Genomic DNA, 16245 nt, shown 5'->3' with positions numbered 1-16245 from the left:
GCGTACGACCAGTGGACCCAGTTCAAGAGCTTTCCCCGGATCATGAACGCCGTGCAGCGGGTGGACCAGCTCGGCCCCGCGATGACCCGGTGGAGGGTGAGGACGGGACTCCTCACCAAGGAGTTCATGGCCGAGATCGTGGAGCAGGAACCGGATTCGCACATCGCCTGGCGCAGTGCGGGACGCCAGCCCTGGCTGTGGGGCGAGGTGTCCTTCCGCGCGGCCGCTCCGGACCGCACGGTGATCACGGTGAACATGCACATCGAGCCGCACGGGCTCACCGGCCGGCTGCCGGACTCGGCGAAACGGGCCCGCAAGCTCGTCCGCGAGTCGCTGGAGAACTTCAAGGAGTTCATCGAGGGCCTCGGCGACGCCAGCGGCGCCTGGCGGGGCTCCATCCACAACGGCCGGGTCTCGCCCGCCGAGCCGAACCCGCCCAGGAGCCGCGTCCCCAAGTGGCCCGTCGGCTGACCCAGGCCGGCGCGCCACCCCGGACGACCGAGCGGCCTCCTGCGTGCCGCAGGACAGAGCGAGAGGCATTTCCATGAAGAAGGCGCCGAAGCACGAGCCGGACGAGCCGCTGATCGTCAGCCCGCCCAAGAAGTGGGCGGCGGGCGTCCCGGCGGTGACGCACGCCCTGGAGTACTCCCTCGACCAGACATCGCTGCGCACCACGGCGACGACGCTGCTGACCATGAACCAGGTCGGCGGCATCGACTGTCCCGGCTGCGCCTGGGCCGACCCGGCACCCGGCCACCGGCACATGAACGAGTACTGCGAGAACGGTGCCAAGCACATCAACGACGAGGCCACCGGGCGCCGCGTCACCCGCGAGTTCTTCCGCGCCCACCCTGTCTCCTGGCTCAACGAACAGTCCGACCTCTGGCTCAACCAGCAGGGCCGCCTCACCGAGCCGATGATCAAGCGGGCCGACTCGGACTACTACGAGCCGATCAGCTGGGCCGACGCGCTGGACCTGCTCGCCGACGAGCTGAAGTCCCTGGACTCGCCGGACGAAGCCTGCTTCTACACCTCGGGCCGGGCCAGCAACGAGTCGGCGTTCGTGCTCCAGCTCTTCGCCCGCGCCTTCGGCACCAACAACCTGCCCGACTGCAGCAACCTGTGCCACGAGACCAGCGGCTTCGGCCTGCACGAGACGCTCGGCACCGGTAAGGGCACCGTCTCGCTGGACGACATCCACCAGTCCGACCTGATTTTCCTCGTGGGCCAGAACCCGGCGACGAACCACCCGCGCCAGTTGTCCGCGCTCGAGGAGTGCAAGGACAACGGCGGCAAGATCATCTCGGTGAACACCCTGCCCGAGGCCGGTCTGATGCGGTTCAAGAACCCGCAGCAGGTGCGGGGCGTGATCGGCGACGGCGTCCAGATCTCCGACCAGTTCCTGCACATCCGCAGCGGCGGCGACCTGGCCCTCTTCCAGGGCCTCAACAAGCTGCTGCTGGAGGCCGAGGACGCCAACCCCGGCACGGTCCTGGACCACGACTTCATCGCCAGGTACACCTCCGGCTTCGAGGAGTTCGCCCAGCACGCCCGCAGCATCCCGTGGGACGACATCCTCACCGCCACCCAGCTCACCCGGGAGGAGATCGAGGAGGCCCATGACCACGTCATGCACGCGGGCCGTGTGATCGTCTGCTGGGCCATGGGCGTCACCCAGCAGCGGCAGGGCGTGCCCACCGTCCGGGAGATCGTCAACTTCCTGATGCTGCGCGGCAACCTGGGCCGGGTGGGCTGCGGTGCCAGCCCCGTGCGCGGGCACAGCAACGTCCAGGGCGACCGCACCATGGGCGTGTGGGAGCAGATGCCCGACGAGTTCCTGGACGCCCTGAAGTCCGAGTTCCGCTTCGAGCCGCCCCGCCACCACGGCTACGACGCGGTGAAGGCCGTCAAGGCGATGGCCGAGGGCAAGGTCAAGGTGTTCCTCTCGCTGGCCGGCAACTTCGTACGCGCCGCCCCCGACACCGAGGTCACCGACGCGGCGATGCGCCGCTGCAAGATCACCGCGCAGATCTCCACCAAGCTCAGCAAGGCGCACACCGTCACCGGTGAGACCGCGCTGATCCTGCCCTGCCTCGGCCGCACCGAGATCGACATCCAGTCGGGCGGCGTCCAGTTCGTCACGGTGGAGAACACCTCCAGCGAGGTGCACACCTCGTTCGGCAAGCTCCGCCCCGCCTCCCGGCTGCTGCTCAGCGAGGTCGCCATCCTGTGCCGGCTGGCCCATCGCACCCTCGGCGACAAGGTCGACATCCCCTGGCTGGAGTTCGAGGCGGACTACAGCAACATCCGCGACCGGGTGGCCCAGATCATTCCGGGCTTCCACGACTTCAACCGGCGGGTCGCCCGGCCGGGCGGCATCAAGCTGCCCAACCCGGTCAACGAGGGCGTGTACGCCACCGCCACCGGCAAGGCCATGTTCACCGTCAACGACTGGGACATGTCCGCGGCGCCCCCCGGCCACCTGATCCTGCAGAGCACGCGCTCGCACGACCAGTGGAACACCATCCCGTACACCAACAACGACCGCTACCGCGGTATCCACGGCCGCCGCAACATCATCATGATCAACCCGGAGGACATGGTCGATCTGGGCCTGGTCCGGGGGCAGTTCGTGGACATCATCGGTGTCTGGCACGACGACGTCGACCGCCGGGTGGAGGGCTTCGAGGTCATCCCCTACCCCACCAGCCGGGGCTGCGCGGCCGCGTACTACCCGGAGGTGCAGCCGCTGGTCCCGCTCGACAGCGTCGCGGCGATCAGCAACCAGCCCACCTCCAAGGGGATCGTGGTCCGGCTCGAACCGGGCACCCCGCCTCCGGGCACCAAGCCCACCGAATGGCACGACTGAACGCCGCCGCTGCCGCCCTCACTCCGGGGGCGGCAGCAGCGTGCCCAGCGGACCCAGGTCCAGGTTGAGGTCGTCCATCGTCAGGCCGTACCGCGCGCACAGCCCGGTCATCCGGTCGTGCAGGAGCATCAGCGTCGCCCCGAGGCGCTCTTCCTCCTCCTCGGTCAGGTCGCCCTCGTCGACGCGGTTGAGGGCCTGGCGCTCCATGAGCTGACGCAGCAGCTCGACGAGGGTGAGAACCAGCTTCATCAGGTCCCGCTCCACCGTGTCCGGATCGGCGGTGATCCGGCGCGCGGGTACCGACGCGCGCCCGTCGGAGGCCTCCAGGTCACCGGGCGCCGCGGGCAGCAGCCGGAACGCCCGCTCGGCCGCCGCCGCGACCTCGGCCCTGCGCCGGTCCGGGCCGCCGCGCTCCTCGTCAGCCGTCATCGCCCCGCCCCTCGATCCGCCTCGGCTCCGTGAACGGCGAGGGCACCTCCGCGCTGATGGACACGATCAGCGCCCGCAGCGAGACCCGTACCAGGTCGATGCCGGCGATGGAGAGCACCACGTCACCGGTGAGGACCACCCCGCCGCTCAGCAGGCGGTCCAGCAGGTCGATGAGCGCGACCTGCCGCTGCGCCAGCGGCTCGGTCGCGGCCCGGCGTTCGGGGGTGGTCACGGCCCTGCCCCCGCCGCGTCGCCGGTCTCCTCGGGGCCCATCGCGAACGAGTACGGCGCCCACGGCCCGGTGATCTCGACCCGCACCCCCGCGAGCCCGTCCGCCGCCCGCGCCACCTCGGCCCGGAACGCCTCGCCCCGCTCCAACGGCACCAGATACGCGTCGTTGACCACGTTCTCGCCCGCCGCCTCCGCGAGCGCTCCCTGCTGCACCCGGTGCCGGGCCCGCTCACTGGCGTACGCGCGCCCCGCCGCCTCGATGCCCTCGGCCGCCCGCTGGGCCGCCCGGTGGGCGGTGTCCCGGTGGCGCTGCTGCTGCCGGCGGCCGCGCAGATACGAGCGTCCGGGGCTCAACTGCGCCTCGGCCGGGGCGGGAGGCGGCTCGGGCGTGGCCGAGGGGTCCACGTAGACCTTCACGCCCCACTCGACGTGCCCCGCGAGCCGTGCCAGCCGGTCCGTGAACAACTCGCGTCCCGCGGCCAGCACTTCACGCGCCCGGGCGTCGTCCAGATACACGGTGGCCAGGCGCAGCGGCAGCACGGTGGAGTATGCGGCGACCGCCTCCACGACCCCGTGGTGGGCACGGGCCACCGCGCTCAGCCAGTCCAGGTCCTCCAGCCTGCGGCGCAGCGCCTCCTCCCGGAAGTCCTCCGCCGGTACCTGACTGACCACCAGAGCGAGGCCGTTGCCGTCGGGAACCAGATGGACGGGGGCGCCGACCACGCCCTCCAGCGCGGCCAGCCGCTCCGCCAGGGCGTCGTCGGCGCGGGTCACGCCGTAGACGTACGTCATGGGATCACTCATCGCGGCTCCGCTTCCGGCGGCGGGCGGGGCGCGGGGCGGGTTCGGGCTCGGGCTCCTCTTCCTCCACCTCCGCCTCCTCCAGCTCTTCCTCCTCGGGCTCCTCTTCCTCCTCGGCGTACTCCTCCGGCTCCTCGGTGTAGTCCTCCGGCTCGACCTCCAGCAGCTCCTCCGGTTCTCTGAGCGCGGCGAGTTCGGCCCGCAGGCGGCGGTTCTCCTCGGCGAGCGAGTGCTCGTCACCCCTGGCCCGCGAGGAGAGCGAGGGGTCGTGCTCCCACCAGTCGATGCCCATTTCCTTCGCCTTGTCGACGGAGGCGACCAGCAGCCGGAGTTTGATCGTCAGCAGCTCGATGTCGAGCAGGTTGATCTGGATGTCGCCCGCGATCACGATGCCCTTGTCCAGAACGCGTTCGAGGATGTCGGCGAGGTTGGCGGACGAGCCCTGCCCGTAGGGCTGCGCCGCCCGCGAGGGAGCAGGGCCGAGCCGGTTGCCCAGTGGTTCACTCACGATGGTGGCCTCGCGTTCCCTAGTGCCGGGTCAGGACAGTGCCGGGTCAGGACAGTGCCGGATCGGGACCAGTGCCGGATCAGGACTGTTGTCCGCGGAAGTTCCGTATCTCCTCCAGCCGGTCGAGCAGTTCGTCCTCACGCCGGTCGAACGTCTCCTCGTCGATCTCCCCGGCCAGCAACCGCTTCTCCAGCGCGGCTAGTTCGGCGTGGATGGGGGCGGGGTCGTAGTACTCGTCCTCGGCCGCCTCCAGGACGCGTTCGACCACCCAGCCGACGCCGCGCACCGGCGCCAGCGGCAGGGTGAGGATCTGGGTGAACAGGCCCATGGAACCCCTCGTTTCTCAGACGAAGCTGTACGGCGGGAGCGGGCCGTTCAGCCGGAAGTCGAGCCCCTCTCCGAGCTGATGGGCGACGCTCAGCTCCGTGGTGAGGAAAGCCTCTTCCTGGTCGTCCGCCACCAGGAAGGACACGTTGAGGAAGTCCGACCCGGTCGGCTGCGTGGAGTCCACGTCACGCGCGAAGGGACGCAGTGCCTCGACCACCCCGGCGCCCAGCGCCTCCTGACGGGCCTGTACCTCCTGGGCCACCAGCTCACCGAGCCGCATCGCCGCCGACGGGTCGGCCGTTCCGTTGCGGATGTCGTCGTTGAGCTGCCGGGCCGGAGGCGACTCGGCGAGGATCTGGCGCAGCAGGGAGTCCTCGTCCTGCGCCACCTTCAGGTTGTACTCGGCGCAGCCCGCCAGCTCCAGGAGCCGGTCGGTGTACTCCTCGGCCCGCTCCTCCAGCGCCGACCGCACCTCGTCGTCGCTCGCCGCCACCAGGCCGAACCGCAGCGGCAGTACGGTGCCGTCGGCCATGAGCCGCTCCTGCACCTCCTGGTGCGCGCCGACGTCCCGCCGCTTCGGGCGCAGGTCCTCGGGCGCGTCGCTGACCACCGCGCACAGCGACCCGGCGGTCACCGCCCGCAGCGGGCCGGGGGACGCGCCGACGCCGCGCAGGCCGTCGAGGCGCAGCGGGTGTTGCTTGTCGGTGACGGAGTAGACGTAGACGCCCATGGCTCATTCCCTCTCACGGGTCGAGGTCCGCTTGGAGGCGCGCTTGGCCGGCCGCCGCTTCCGCACGGGTTCCCGCTCCTCTTCCTCGTCCTCGTCGTCACTGTCACCGCCGGTGACCGCCTTGAGCGAGTCGGTGATCGCCTCGGCGGCCCCGCTCAGCGCGCCCTTGGACTTGCCCTTGGCCCCGCTCTCCACGGTGTCGCCGACGATGTCGGTGAGCTGGGCCGGAGCCTTGCGCCCGGACTCCAGGTCCAGCCGGTTGCACGCCTCCGCGAAGCGCAGGTACGTGTCCACGCTGGCCACGACGACACGGGCGTCGATCTTCAGTATCTCGATGCCCACCAGGGACACGCGAACGAAGATGTCGATCACCAGGCCGCGGTCCAGGATGAGTTCCAGGACGTCGTAGAGGTTGCCGCTGCCACCGCCGCGGGCGACATTGCCTCCGCCTTGCGGCACCACGGTCATGGTGCCTCCCTTCACCGGCGGGTCTCAGCCGCGCCGGTCGATCTGCCCCCGGGTGTAGCGGCGCGTGCGCTCGTAGGCCACGAGGTCGCCCTCCTTGTCGAGGGTGACGCGGTAGGTCGCCATCACGCTGGTCGTGTCGGGCACTCGCTCCAGTTCGAGCACCTCTACGTCGGCCTCCCAACCGTCGTTCGTCGGTTTCAGCGCCGAGATGGAATCCGGGGCCCGGCCGAGCAGCTCCGTGAGCTGCTCGGCCGCCGTCCGCATCGCCCAGGCAGGGCCCTTGGACGGACGGTGGCGCGGCTCGCCGGCCGGTCGCCGGCCGGTGGCCCGACTGCTGCCGGTCCGCCGATTTTCGGGCTCTTCTGCTGCGGCCATGGTCTCTCCGGTGGTCGAAGCGGTCTCTCCGGGAGGGCCGGAGCGGGCGCCAGATTCCACGCGCGAACATACAATTTCAGCATATAGGGTTATAAGTCGCAGCAGCGTTGGCCGGCTCTCCAGGGGCCCGCCGCAACCGCGTGCGCGGCTCTGCCGGAGTCCCGGTGCGGCGCACGGTGCGCGCGATGTGCGCGATCCCTTCTTCCTCGATCGCGGGCCGGGTCGGGGTCCGGCCGGAACCCCGTTTCTTTCCTGACCCTTTCGAAAGGAACCGGTTCATGGATGACACGACCAAGATCGCTCTCGCCACCGCAGTCGCGGGCGGCTATGTGCTCGGACGTACGAAGAAGGGACGCCTCGCCTTCGCGCTGGCGACCTATCTCGCCGGTCGCCGTACCGGACTCAACCCCCAGGCGCTGCTGAGCGAGGGCCTCGGCAAGCTCGGCGGGGTGCCGGGCGTGCAGGAACTCAACGAGCAGGTGCGCGGCGAACTGCTCAACGCGGGCCGCAAGGCGCTGACCTCCGCCGCCGACCGTCGCCTCGGCGACCTCGCCGAGTCCCTCCGTGAGCGCACCCAGCGCCTCGGCCAGAAGAAGGACGAGAAGCCGGAGGAGGCCGAGGAGTCGGAGGAGCCCGAAGAGGCGGAAGAGGACGAAGGGAACGAAGAGAACGGCGAGAACGGGGAGGAAGGCGGCGAGGAGTACGAGGAGGAGGCCGAGGAGCCCGAGGAGGAGGACTTCGAGGCCGAGGAGCCGGAGGAGTCCGAGGGCGACGAGGGGCCCGAGGAAGAGGAGGAGGACTTCGAGGAGGAAGAGGAGGAAGGAGCCGAAGAGGAGCCGGAGGAGGAAGAGGAGCCCGAGGAGCCCGAGGAGGAAGAAGAGCCGGAGGAGGAGCCCGAGAAGCCGCCGCGCCGTCGGCCCGCCGCGAAGAAGCAGCCCGCCAGGCAGGCCGCGCCCGCGAAGAAGCAGGCCGCGAAGAAGGCTCCCGCCAAGAAGGCCCCGGCGAAGAAGTCCGCCCCGCCGGCCAAGAAGCAGGCGGCGAAGAAGGCTCCCGCCAAGAAGTCGGCCCCGGCCAGGAAGCAGGCGGCGAAGAAGGCTCCCGCGAAGAAGGCCCCGGCCAAGAAGCAGGCCGCCAAGAAGACCACCGGGCGGCGGAGGTAGGCCATGGCAGACACCAAGACCGACACCGACAAGGGTGACGCCAAGGAGCAGGCCGGCTCCGGCCTCGACGCGCTGCGCGAGGAACTCGTCGACTACCTCGGCGCCCAGGCGGAACACCTGGTGGAGAAGACGGGGGAGAAGCTCTCCGGTCTCACCCAGCAGCTCCTCGACTCGGCCGACAACGGCGGTGGCTTCCTCACCGGCGTCGGCAGCCGCATCCTCAAGGGCGAGTCACCGCTGAAGGCCGTGGTCTCCCAGAAGGCCGGGGACGTCAAGGACAAGGTGGTCGAGGGAGTGAAGAGCTTGTTCGGCAAGAGCAAGGGGAGGTCCGACCGGCCCAAGATGACGAACATCATCGAGGTGCTGGACATCGGACAGCCGCTGCGCACCACCTACGACCAGTGGACGCAGTACGACAAGTTCAGCGGCTTCACCAAGGGCGTGCTGAGCGTCTCCCAGAGCGACGAGGTCACCAGCGACTGGAAGCTGAAGGTCGGCCCCTCCAAGCGCGGTTACAAGGCGCACGTGCAGGAGCAGATCCCGGACCAGCGGATCGTCTGGAACTCCGAGGGCCCCAAGGGGACCACCCACGGCGCTGTGACCTTCCACGAACTCGCCCCCACACTGACCCGCGTCGTCCTTGTCGTCGAGTACTTCCCGGCCGGCTTCTTCGAGAAGACCGGCAACATCTGGCGCGCCCAGGGCCGCCGTCTGCGGCTGGACTTCAAGCACTTCCAGCGCTACGTGAGCTTCCAGGACCCGGACGAGGTGGAGGGCTGGCGCGGCGAGATCCGCGACGGCGAGGTGGTCCGCTCCCACGAGGAGGCCGTGGAGGAGGAGCAGCGAGAGGCCGAAGAAGGCGAAGAAGGCGAAGAGGGCGAGGGTGACGAGGAGGAGTACGAGGACGAGTACGAAGACGAGGACGAGGACGAGGACGAGGAAGCCCCCGACGAAGAGGGCGACTACGAGGACGAAGAGGAAGAGGACGAGGAGGACGAGGAAGAGAGGTGAGTCCCGTACCGCTCACCGGGCGCGCCCGCCCCCGCCACGACGGCCGCGCCCGGCGAGCATGTTCAGCGCTTCTCCGACTCCCGGAAGAACGACCGGACATCACCCACCAGCAGCTCCGGCTGCTCCATCGCCGCGAAGTGCCCGCCCCGGTCGAACTCCGTCCAGCGCACGATGTTGTCGTGCCGCTCCGCGAGATGCCGCAGCGCGATGAAGTTCTCGCGCGGGAACGCGGCGAACGCGGTCGGCGTACGGGACGGCTCGGGCGACTTCCCCGCGTGCTCCGCGTGGGCACGCTCGTAGTAGATGCGCGCGGACGAACCCGCCGTACCCGTCAGCCAGTACAGCGTCACGCCGGTGAGCAGATGGTCGCGGCCGACGGCGTCCTCGGGGCGGTCCACCGAGTCGGTCCACTCCTTGAACTTCTCGGCGATCCACGCCAGTTGGCCCACGGGGGAGTCGGTGAGGGCGTAGGAGAGGGTCTGCGGGCGGGTGGACTGGATGTCGGCGTACCCCTGCTGCTCGCGGCGCCACTCCTTCATCCGCGCCCAGGAGGCGAGGGTGCGGGTGCGTTCGGGCGGGGTCAGCGCGGCGAGTTCCTCGCCGGTCGGCTCGGCGGTCGCACCGGCGCCCGGGATGAGGTTCAGGTGCACGCCGATGACGTTCTCGGGGCGGATGCGGCCCAGCTCGCGGGAGACGGCCGCGCCCCAGTCACCGCCCTGCGCGCCGTACCGCTCGTAGCCCAGGCGGTCCATCAGCTCCGCGAAGGCGGCCGCCGTCCTGCGGTACTCCCAGCCGGGCTCGCGGGTCGGGCCGGAGAAACCGAAGCCCGGGATGCTCGGCAGCACCAGATGGAAGGCGTCGGCCGGGTCGCCGCCGTGCGCACGGGGGTCGGTCAGCGGGCCCACGATCCGCTCGAACTCGGCGAAGGAGCCGGGCCAGCCGTGGGTGACGATCAGCGGGGTGGCGTCCGGCTCGGGGGAGCGGATGTGCGCGAAGTGGATGTCCGCGCCGTCGATCGTCGTCATGAACTGCGGCCACTCGTTCAGCCGGGCCTCCGCCGCCCGCCAGTCGTACGTGTGCCGCCAGTACTCCGCCAGCTCGCGCAGATAGTCGCGCGGCACGCCGTAGTCCCAGCCCACTCCCGGCAGTTCGTCCGGCCAGCGGGTGCGGTCGAGGCGCTGGCGCAGGTCGGCCAGCTCGCTCTCCGGGATGTCGATGCGGAACGGTCGGATGCCGGAGTCCGGTGCGGTGGTCATGTCGGCGCAGCCTAGGCGCCCCGATCGACTCGGGCTGGATCTTTTCCGGCGAGCCCGGCCTGATCGGCGGGACACCCCCTAGCGCATCAGCGCCACCGCCATGGCGAGCAGGCCGACCGCGACCAGGGCCACCACCAGCATGATCAGGGTGAGCGGGACCGGTCCCCAGGCCCTGCGCGGCTCGGCGTGGGAGATGCCGGCCGAGGTGCTGCCCTCGGCGGGCGGGGTTTCGGTGGGCGGCACCCGGGGCCGCTCGGGTTCGGGACTCGTCATGACGGCCACTCCTCTCCTGGGCCGGGTCGTGTCGTCGGCCGAGTACCCATGGGCCGAACGGCTCTCGCCGTGCGCCGCCCGTTGTTCCGGCCCGGCGGGCCGGGTACGTGGCCTGCATGGACGGCTTCGACGTGGACCAGGCGTTGCGGGACGCACTGGACCGGCTCACCCTGCTGGACCAGACCGCCGCCGTACTGGCGAGCACGCTCGACGCGGCGGAGGGGATCACCCGCGTGTGCCGGGTGCTCGTGCCCGCGCTGGCCGACTGGAGTGTGGGCGACCTGATGGACGAGGCGGGCCGGCTGGAGCGCGTCTGCGTCACCCGGCGCGAACCGGGCACCCCGATGGTCGGCATGACCGGTGTGCTGCCCGGCGTCGGGGACGACTCCGACGACCCGTGGTCGCGGGTGCTGCGCGGAGCGGGCGCGCTGCTGCTGTCCGCCGAGCGGTTCGAGCCGGACCCGGAGGCCCCCGACCCGCTCCGCGCGCTCAACAGCGAGCTGTTCAGGCGGCTGGGCGGCGGCTCGGGCATCGTCGCGCCGCTGCGGGCCCGGCGGCGGGTGCTCGGCGCTCTGACCCTGGTCCGCGAGCCCGGCCGGGCCCCGTTCGGGGAGGAGGACCTGGTGCTGGTGGAAGGGCTGGCGCACCGGGTGGCCCTCGCGGTGGACAACGCCCGGCTGCACGCCGAGGTGCAGACCATCGCCGAGCGCATGCAGCGCTCGCTGCTGCCCCGGCTGCCCGTCATCGACGGCCTGCGCATCGCCGCCCGCTACGTCCCCGCCGCCTCGTCCGCGCAGGTCGGCGGTGACTGGTACGACAGCTTCGTGCTGCCCCAGGGCGACATCGCGCTGATCATCGGCGACGTCACCGGCCACGACCTTCAGGCGGCGGTCGCCATGAGCCAGATCCGCAACATGCTGCGCGGCATCGCCTGCGACCGCCAGGAGCCGCCCGGCCGCATCCTGCGCCGGCTGGACCTGGCGATGGCCGTCCTCTACCCGCAGCAGACCGCCACCTGCGTCTACGCCCTGCTCAAGGGACCGCAGGACGGCCGATACCAACTGGACTGGGCGTCCGCCGGCCATCTGCCGCCGCTGCTGATCACCCCGGCCGGGGACACCACGTACCTGGACACCGGGCGCGGCCTGGTGCTCGGCGTCGACCCAGAGAGCCCCCGCGTCGGCGCCACGACCGTGCTGCCGCCCGCGAGCACCGTGCTGCTCTACACCGACGGCCTGGTCGAACGCCGGGGCGAGTCCCTCGACCACGGCCTCATCCGGCTGCGCCAGCACGCGGCGGCCCTGGTGGATCAGGAGCTGGACGTGATGTGCGAGGAGCTGCTCACCGGCCTCGCCCCGGAGGCCGAGGACGACGTGGCCCTGATCGCCCTGCGGCTGCCCGCCTCCGCCCGCTGACGCGGGCATGGGCGCGGGAGGCGGGCATGACGGGCGGGTCCGCGTGGCACCCGCCCTGTGTGCGCAGGCCTCCAGCAGTTGGTGGCGATCGCGGTGGGCACCATCGTCGCCACCGCCGTGGGGCTGCTCCTCCCGCACACCGAGGTCGCGATGGCGGTCGTCCTGCCCCTGGTGCTGCTGCTCGGCCAGTGGCACCGGCTCGGCAGCCAGGGCATCTACACCGCCAGCGGCGCCCTGTTCACCCTGACCGCCGGACCCGGCGTCGCCGTCTACGGCGCCCTGCTCACCCAGGCCCACCGCCTGGCCGACCAGATGGTGTCGTCCGCCGAGTGACCCGGTTACGGACCGCCGCCCCTCGGGTACCCGGCGGGACACGAGGGGTGAGCCGGGCCAGGGAGGGCGACGCATGACCGCCGAGGACCACAGGGTGCGCGCCGGGCGCCGTACCGTCGAGCTGCACCGGCCGGACAAGGTGCTCTTCCCGGCCGACGGCGACCACCCGGCGTACACCAAGGCGGACCTCGTGGCGTACTACCGCGAGGTGGCGCCCTTCATGCTGCCGGGGCTGCGCGGGCGGCCGCTGATGCTGGAGCGGTATCCCGACGGGATCGAGGGGCCCCGGTTCATGCAGAAGAACACCCCCGAGTACTACCCCGAGTGGATCACGCGGGCCGAGATGCGCAAGGAGGGCGGCACGGTCCGCCACACCGTGTGCGACAGCGTCGCCACCCTGGTCCTCCTCGCCGACCAGGCATGTGTGACCCCGCACCGCTGGCTGTCCCGCGTGGACCACCCCGACGAGCCCGACCTGCTGGTCTTCGACCTCGATCCGGCCGAGGGCGCCGACGACTTCGGACGGGTGCGCGAGGCGGCGCACTGGCTCGGCGAGGTGCTTCAGGAGCTGAAGCTGCCGTCGGTGCTGATGACCACCGGTTCGCGCGGTCTGCACGTCACCGTGCCGCTGCTGCCGCGGCAGGACTTCGACGCGGTGCGCGGCTTCGCCCGTGACGTGGCCGGACTGCTCGTCGCCCGGCACCCCGACCGGCTGACCACGGCCGCCCGGAAACGGGACCGGGGCGACCGCCTCTACCTCGACGTGCAGCGCAACGGCTACGCCCAGACCGCCGTGGCCCCCTACGGCGTGCGCGCCCGCCCCGGCGCCGGACATCGAGGGTGGCGCAGTGGACGGAGCCGCCGAAGGGCCCGTGGTGCAGCAGCTCGCACGGGATGGGCGTCCGCATCACACGAGTTCCTCCAGGCGGCGCCGGGCGCGGCGCAGTCCCGCCTTCTCTGAACCGGGGACCTCAAGCGCTCAGGTTTGCCGGGCGTGCACCGGGGTGTTGGCCACCTCGTCCGGGCACTTCCGGTGGGCCAGCCGCCCCGGCCGGTCACGGCGCCAGTCGAACGCCGCGAGCGCAAGGGAGGCGGCCATGCCGACCAGCGCGGTGACCAGGGCCGTGACGAGCGCGGTGCGGTAGTCGCCGTGGGTGCCGTCGAGCACCACGTAGAACAGGCCGGGCAGCGCGGCCGTACCCACCGCGGCGCCGAGCCGTTGCCCGGTCTGCAGCGCGCCCCCGGCCGCGCCCGCCATCCGCACCGGGACGTCGCGCAGGGTCATGGTGATGTTGGGGGACACCACGAAGCCGGAGCCGATACCGCCGAGGAACAGCACCGGTGCGGCCACCCAGGGCGCGATGCCCAGTGGCGCCAGGCGCAGCAGCAGCGCGGTGCCGCCCAGGCCCAGGATCACCCCGACCAGGCCGCCCACCGTCAGCACCCGGCCGAAGCGCTCCACCAGCCGTCCGGCGAGCACGGCCGCGCTCGCCGAACCGAGCGCGAAAGCCGTCACGGCGAGTCCCGACTTGAGCGGGGAGTAGCCGAGCCCGTGCTGGTAGAACAGCGCGAACACCAGCCACACCCCGCTGAAGCCGACGAAGTACAGCGTGCCCACCCCCGCGCCGACCGCGTAGCCGCGTACCGTGCTGAACAGCCGTGGATCGAGCAGTGGCTGCTTCTCACGGGCGACCAGGCGCCGCTGCCACAGCACGAAGGCGGCCAGCAGCACCATCGCGACCGGGAACAGCCACCACAGCCGCGCGAGGCCGCCCGACTCCGCCTGGACCAGCGGATACATCAGCGCCAGCACCCCGGCGCCGAGCAGCACGATGCCCGGCACGTCGACGCTCCCGCGTCCCTTGCGGTCGATGCGGGGCAGCAGCCGGCGGCCCAGCAGGACCGCGAGCAGTCCGATGGGCACGTTGACGTAGAAGATCCACCGCCAGCCCTGCTCGCCGGAGGCGAGGGCGAGGATGACGCCGCCGGTGATCGGGCCGACGGCGGAGGATATGCCCACGGTCGCGCCGAAGAAGCCGAAGGCCCGCCCGCGCTCCTCGCCCCGGAACATCTGCTGGATCAGCGCCGAGTTCTGCGGCGCCATGAACCCCGCCGCCAGCCCCTGGCAGAGCCGCGCCACCACCAGCAGCGTGATGTCCGGCGCCGCGCCGCACGCCGCGCTGAAGATCACGAACCCGCTGAGCGCCAGCAGGAAGATACGGCGCCGGTCCAGCGCGTCGCCCAGCCGCCCGGCGGTGACCAGCGCGAGCGCGAAGGTCAGGGCGTACCCGGACACCACCCACTGCACCTCGGCCGGGCCGGCGTGCAGATCCCGCTGGATGGTGGGGAGCGCGACCGCGACGATCGTGACGTCCAGCAGGCTCATGAAACCGGCGACCAGGGTCACCCACAGGGCCCGCCACCGGCGGGGATCCGGCTCGTACCCGTCCTCGGGCGCGGACGGCCGCCCGCCGCCCGCCGTCGACGCCGACGCAGTCACGAGGGCTCCTCTCACCGGGGACGAACACCGGGCATCCGGGTTCCCCCAAGGCTCACCGGCACGCACCGGCACTCGTACGGCCCCTTTTCGATCACCCTCGGTAGCAGTGCGGCCGCGCAGTGAAGAGGATCGTTTGAGCGCGCGCTGACTGCGCAGGTGTTCTGTTTGAAAACGTGTACGGCGAAAGGAACACCCATGGCGGCTCTGGACAACGAAGATCCGGTGAACCCCGGCGCGGTCAGACGCCACCGAGTGCTGTTCCGTGCGATCGAGCGGCGGCGCAACCCCAAGCTGCGCCGCAGCGACATCACCGTGACGGACCAGGCCGCCGTGAAGCGCGCCACCAAGGCGGCCGCGCTCGGCAACGCCATGGAGTGGTACGACTTCGGCATCTACAGCTACCTCGCCGCCACCCTCGGCAAGGTGTTCTTCCCCTCGGGGAACGACACGGTGCAGTTGCTCAGCTCCTTCGCCACCTTCGCCGTCGCCTTCCTGGTGCGCCCGGTCGGCGGCATGGTCTTCGGCCCGCTCGGCGACAGGATCGGCCGTAAGCGCGTCCTGTCCATGACCATGATCATGATGGCGGTGGGCACCTTCGCCATCGGTCTGATCCCCTCGCACGCCGCCATCGGCCTGTGGGCCCCGGCCCTGCTGATCCTCTTCCGGCTCGTCCAGGGCTTCTCCACCGGCGGCGAGTACGGCGGTGCCTCCACCTTCATCGCGGAGTACGCCCCGGACAAGCGGCGCGGGTTCTTCGGCAGCTTCCTGGAGTTCGGCACGCTGGCCGGATACGTGGGTGCCTCCGGCCTGGTCGTCGTCCTGAGCACCGTGTTCAGCGAGGACCAGATGCTGCACTGGGGCTGGCGCATCCCGTTCCTGGTCGCCGCGCCGCTCGGCTTCATCGGCCTCTACCTGCGGCTCAAGCTCGACGAGACCCCCGCCTTCCAGAAGCTGGAGGGCGGCAACGTCCGGGCGACCGAGGCCGCCGACGCCGTGGAGACCTCGGCCACCGCCGACCTCGGCAAGATCTTCACCCGGTACTGGCGGCCGCTGGTGCTGTGCCTCGCGCTCGTCGCGGCGTACAACATCACCGACTACATGCTGCTGTCCTACATGCCGACCTATCTGTCGGACGAGCTGGGCTACCCCACCAACCACGGGCTGCTGATCCTGCTGCTGGTGATGGTGCTCCAGATGTGCGTCATCAGCCAGGTCGGCCGGCTCTCCGACCGCTTCGGGCGCAAGCCGCTGCTCATGACCGGGATGCTCGGCTTCGTCCTCCTGTCCGTGCCGGCCTTCCTGCTCATCCGGCAGGGCAGCGTCGTCCTCATCGCGCTGGGCCTGCTCATGCTGGGGCTCTCCCTGGTGGCGATGCTCGGCACGATGTCGGCGGCGCTCCCGGCGATCTTCCCGACCCAGGTGCGCTACGGCTCCCTGTCGGTGGCCTACAACCTCGCCACCTCCGTGTTCGGCGGCACGACCCCGCTGGTGATCACCTACCTGATCAGCGTCTTCCACACCAACCTCATGCCGGCCTACTACGCCACCGCGGCCGCGGT

19 protein-coding genes are annotated in these 16245 nt (G+C 71.2%); 8 read left to right on the top strand and 11 right to left on the bottom strand.

The genetic code is table 11. The annotated features are described in order from the left end of the window. The coding region (locus CCN33_RS04905) for an SRPBCC family protein (RefSeq protein WP_086691477.1) at positions 1-471 on the top strand (471 nt) is incomplete at its 5' end. A gap of 73 nt (positions 472-544) precedes the next feature. Beyond that, entirely contained in the window at positions 545-2869 is a 2325-nt protein-coding gene (locus CCN33_RS04900; protein WP_086691475.1) for an FdhF/YdeP family oxidoreductase, read from the top strand. 18 nt (positions 2870-2887) lie between these two features. Here CCN33_RS04900 and CCN33_RS04895 read toward each other — a convergent pair whose 3' ends face one another. From CCN33_RS04895 to CCN33_RS04860, 8 genes are all read right to left on the bottom strand, one after another. Further along, on the bottom strand, positions 2888-3298 hold the full coding sequence (locus CCN33_RS04895; RefSeq protein WP_086691473.1) for a gas vesicle protein K: 411 nt from the start codon (positions 3296-3298) through the stop codon (positions 2888-2890). Next, positions 3288-3530 (bottom strand): gas vesicle protein, encoded by a 243-nt coding sequence (locus CCN33_RS04890; protein ID WP_086691471.1) that lies wholly within the window; start codon positions 3528-3530, stop codon positions 3288-3290. Before CCN33_RS04890 ends, CCN33_RS04895 begins: the two co-directional genes overlap by 11 nt. Further along, positions 3527-4333: a GvpL/GvpF family gas vesicle protein gene (locus CCN33_RS04885; RefSeq protein WP_086691469.1), complete on the bottom strand. Its 807-nt coding sequence runs from the start codon at positions 4331-4333 to the stop codon at positions 3527-3529. The genes CCN33_RS04890 and CCN33_RS04885 overlap by 4 nt, the downstream gene beginning before the upstream one ends. Next, positions 4326-4838 carry a gas vesicle protein gene (locus tag CCN33_RS04880; protein ID WP_086691467.1) on the bottom strand — a complete coding sequence of 171 codons (513 nt, stop codon included), beginning with the start codon at positions 4836-4838 and terminating at the stop codon, positions 4326-4328. Before CCN33_RS04880 ends, CCN33_RS04885 begins: the two co-directional genes overlap by 8 nt. Positions 4839-4917: 79 nt before the next feature. Continuing rightward, complete coding sequence (locus CCN33_RS04875) at positions 4918-5166, bottom strand: gas vesicle protein GvpG (protein WP_086691465.1); 249 nt, start codon at positions 5164-5166, stop codon at positions 4918-4920. 15 nt (positions 5167-5181) lie between these two features. Continuing rightward, positions 5182-5895, bottom strand: coding sequence for a GvpL/GvpF family gas vesicle protein (locus tag CCN33_RS04870; protein WP_086691463.1), 714 nt, complete (start codon positions 5893-5895; stop codon positions 5182-5184). Positions 5896-5898: 3 nt separating this feature from the next. Next, complete coding sequence (locus tag CCN33_RS04865; RefSeq protein WP_208621657.1) at positions 5899-6363, bottom strand: gas vesicle structural protein GvpA; 465 nt, start codon at positions 6361-6363, stop codon at positions 5899-5901. A 24-nt stretch (positions 6364-6387) separates the two neighbouring features. Continuing rightward, on the bottom strand, positions 6388-6738 hold the full coding sequence (locus CCN33_RS04860) for a gas vesicle protein GvpO (protein WP_086691461.1): 351 nt from the start codon (positions 6736-6738) through the stop codon (positions 6388-6390). A 278-nt stretch (positions 6739-7016) separates the two neighbouring features. On the opposite strand from CCN33_RS04860, the gene CCN33_RS31490 reads away from it, so the two are divergent. Further along, positions 7017-7898: a histone protein gene (locus CCN33_RS31490; RefSeq protein ID WP_140394466.1), complete on the top strand. Its 882-nt coding sequence runs from the start codon at positions 7017-7019 to the stop codon at positions 7896-7898. A 3-nt stretch (positions 7899-7901) separates the two neighbouring features. Further along, the gene (locus CCN33_RS04845; RefSeq protein ID WP_086691459.1) at positions 7902-8909 is read left to right on the top strand and encodes an SRPBCC family protein; all 1008 of its coding nucleotides are present in this window, start codon (positions 7902-7904) and stop codon (positions 8907-8909) included. Between the two features lie 62 nt (positions 8910-8971). On the opposite strand, the gene CCN33_RS04840 is transcribed toward CCN33_RS04845, so the two are convergent. Then, positions 8972-10165 carry an epoxide hydrolase family protein gene (locus CCN33_RS04840; protein ID WP_086691457.1) on the bottom strand — a complete coding sequence of 398 codons (1194 nt, stop codon included), beginning with the start codon at positions 10163-10165 and terminating at the stop codon, positions 8972-8974. Positions 10166-10243: 78 nt separating this feature from the next. Beyond that, positions 10244-10438, bottom strand: a complete 195-nt coding sequence (locus CCN33_RS04835; protein WP_086691479.1) for a DUF6480 family protein — start codon at positions 10436-10438, stop codon at positions 10244-10246. Between the two features lie 116 nt (positions 10439-10554). Here CCN33_RS04835 and CCN33_RS04830 point away from each other — a divergent pair, with 116 nt between their 5' ends. The 3 genes from CCN33_RS04830 to ligD all read left to right on the top strand — a co-directional run bounded on the left by CCN33_RS04830 (position 10555) and on the right by ligD (position 13147). Beyond that, a complete protein-coding gene (locus CCN33_RS04830) occupies positions 10555-11853 on the top strand; it encodes a PP2C family protein-serine/threonine phosphatase (RefSeq protein ID WP_086691455.1) in 1299 nt (432 codons plus the stop codon). Between the two features lie 57 nt (positions 11854-11910). Beyond that, positions 11911-12186, top strand: a complete 276-nt coding sequence (locus CCN33_RS04825; protein ID WP_392229456.1) for a hypothetical protein — start codon at positions 11911-11913, stop codon at positions 12184-12186. 73 nt (positions 12187-12259) lie between these two features. Further along, entirely contained in the window at positions 12260-13147 is an 888-nt protein-coding gene (ligD, locus tag CCN33_RS04820) for a non-homologous end-joining DNA ligase (protein ID WP_086691453.1), read from the top strand. Positions 13148-13165: 18 nt separating this feature from the next. On the opposite strand, the gene CCN33_RS04815 is transcribed toward ligD, so the two are convergent. Beyond that, positions 13166-14686, bottom strand: coding sequence for an MFS transporter (locus tag CCN33_RS04815; RefSeq protein ID WP_086691451.1), 1521 nt, complete (start codon positions 14684-14686; stop codon positions 13166-13168). 195 nt (positions 14687-14881) lie between these two features. Here CCN33_RS04815 and CCN33_RS04810 point away from each other — a divergent pair. Further along, positions 14882-16245: MFS transporter (locus tag CCN33_RS04810; protein ID WP_086691449.1), on the top strand; the 1364-nt coding region annotated here is incomplete at its 3' end.

The sequence above is a fragment of the Streptomyces recifensis genome (assembly GCF_002154615.1).
GTDB classification, from domain to species: domain Bacteria; phylum Actinomycetota; class Actinomycetes; order Streptomycetales; family Streptomycetaceae; genus Streptomyces; species Streptomyces griseoluteus.
The sequence above is the reverse complement of the archived record's forward strand: the minus strand, read 5'-3'. Positions and strand labels throughout refer to the sequence as shown.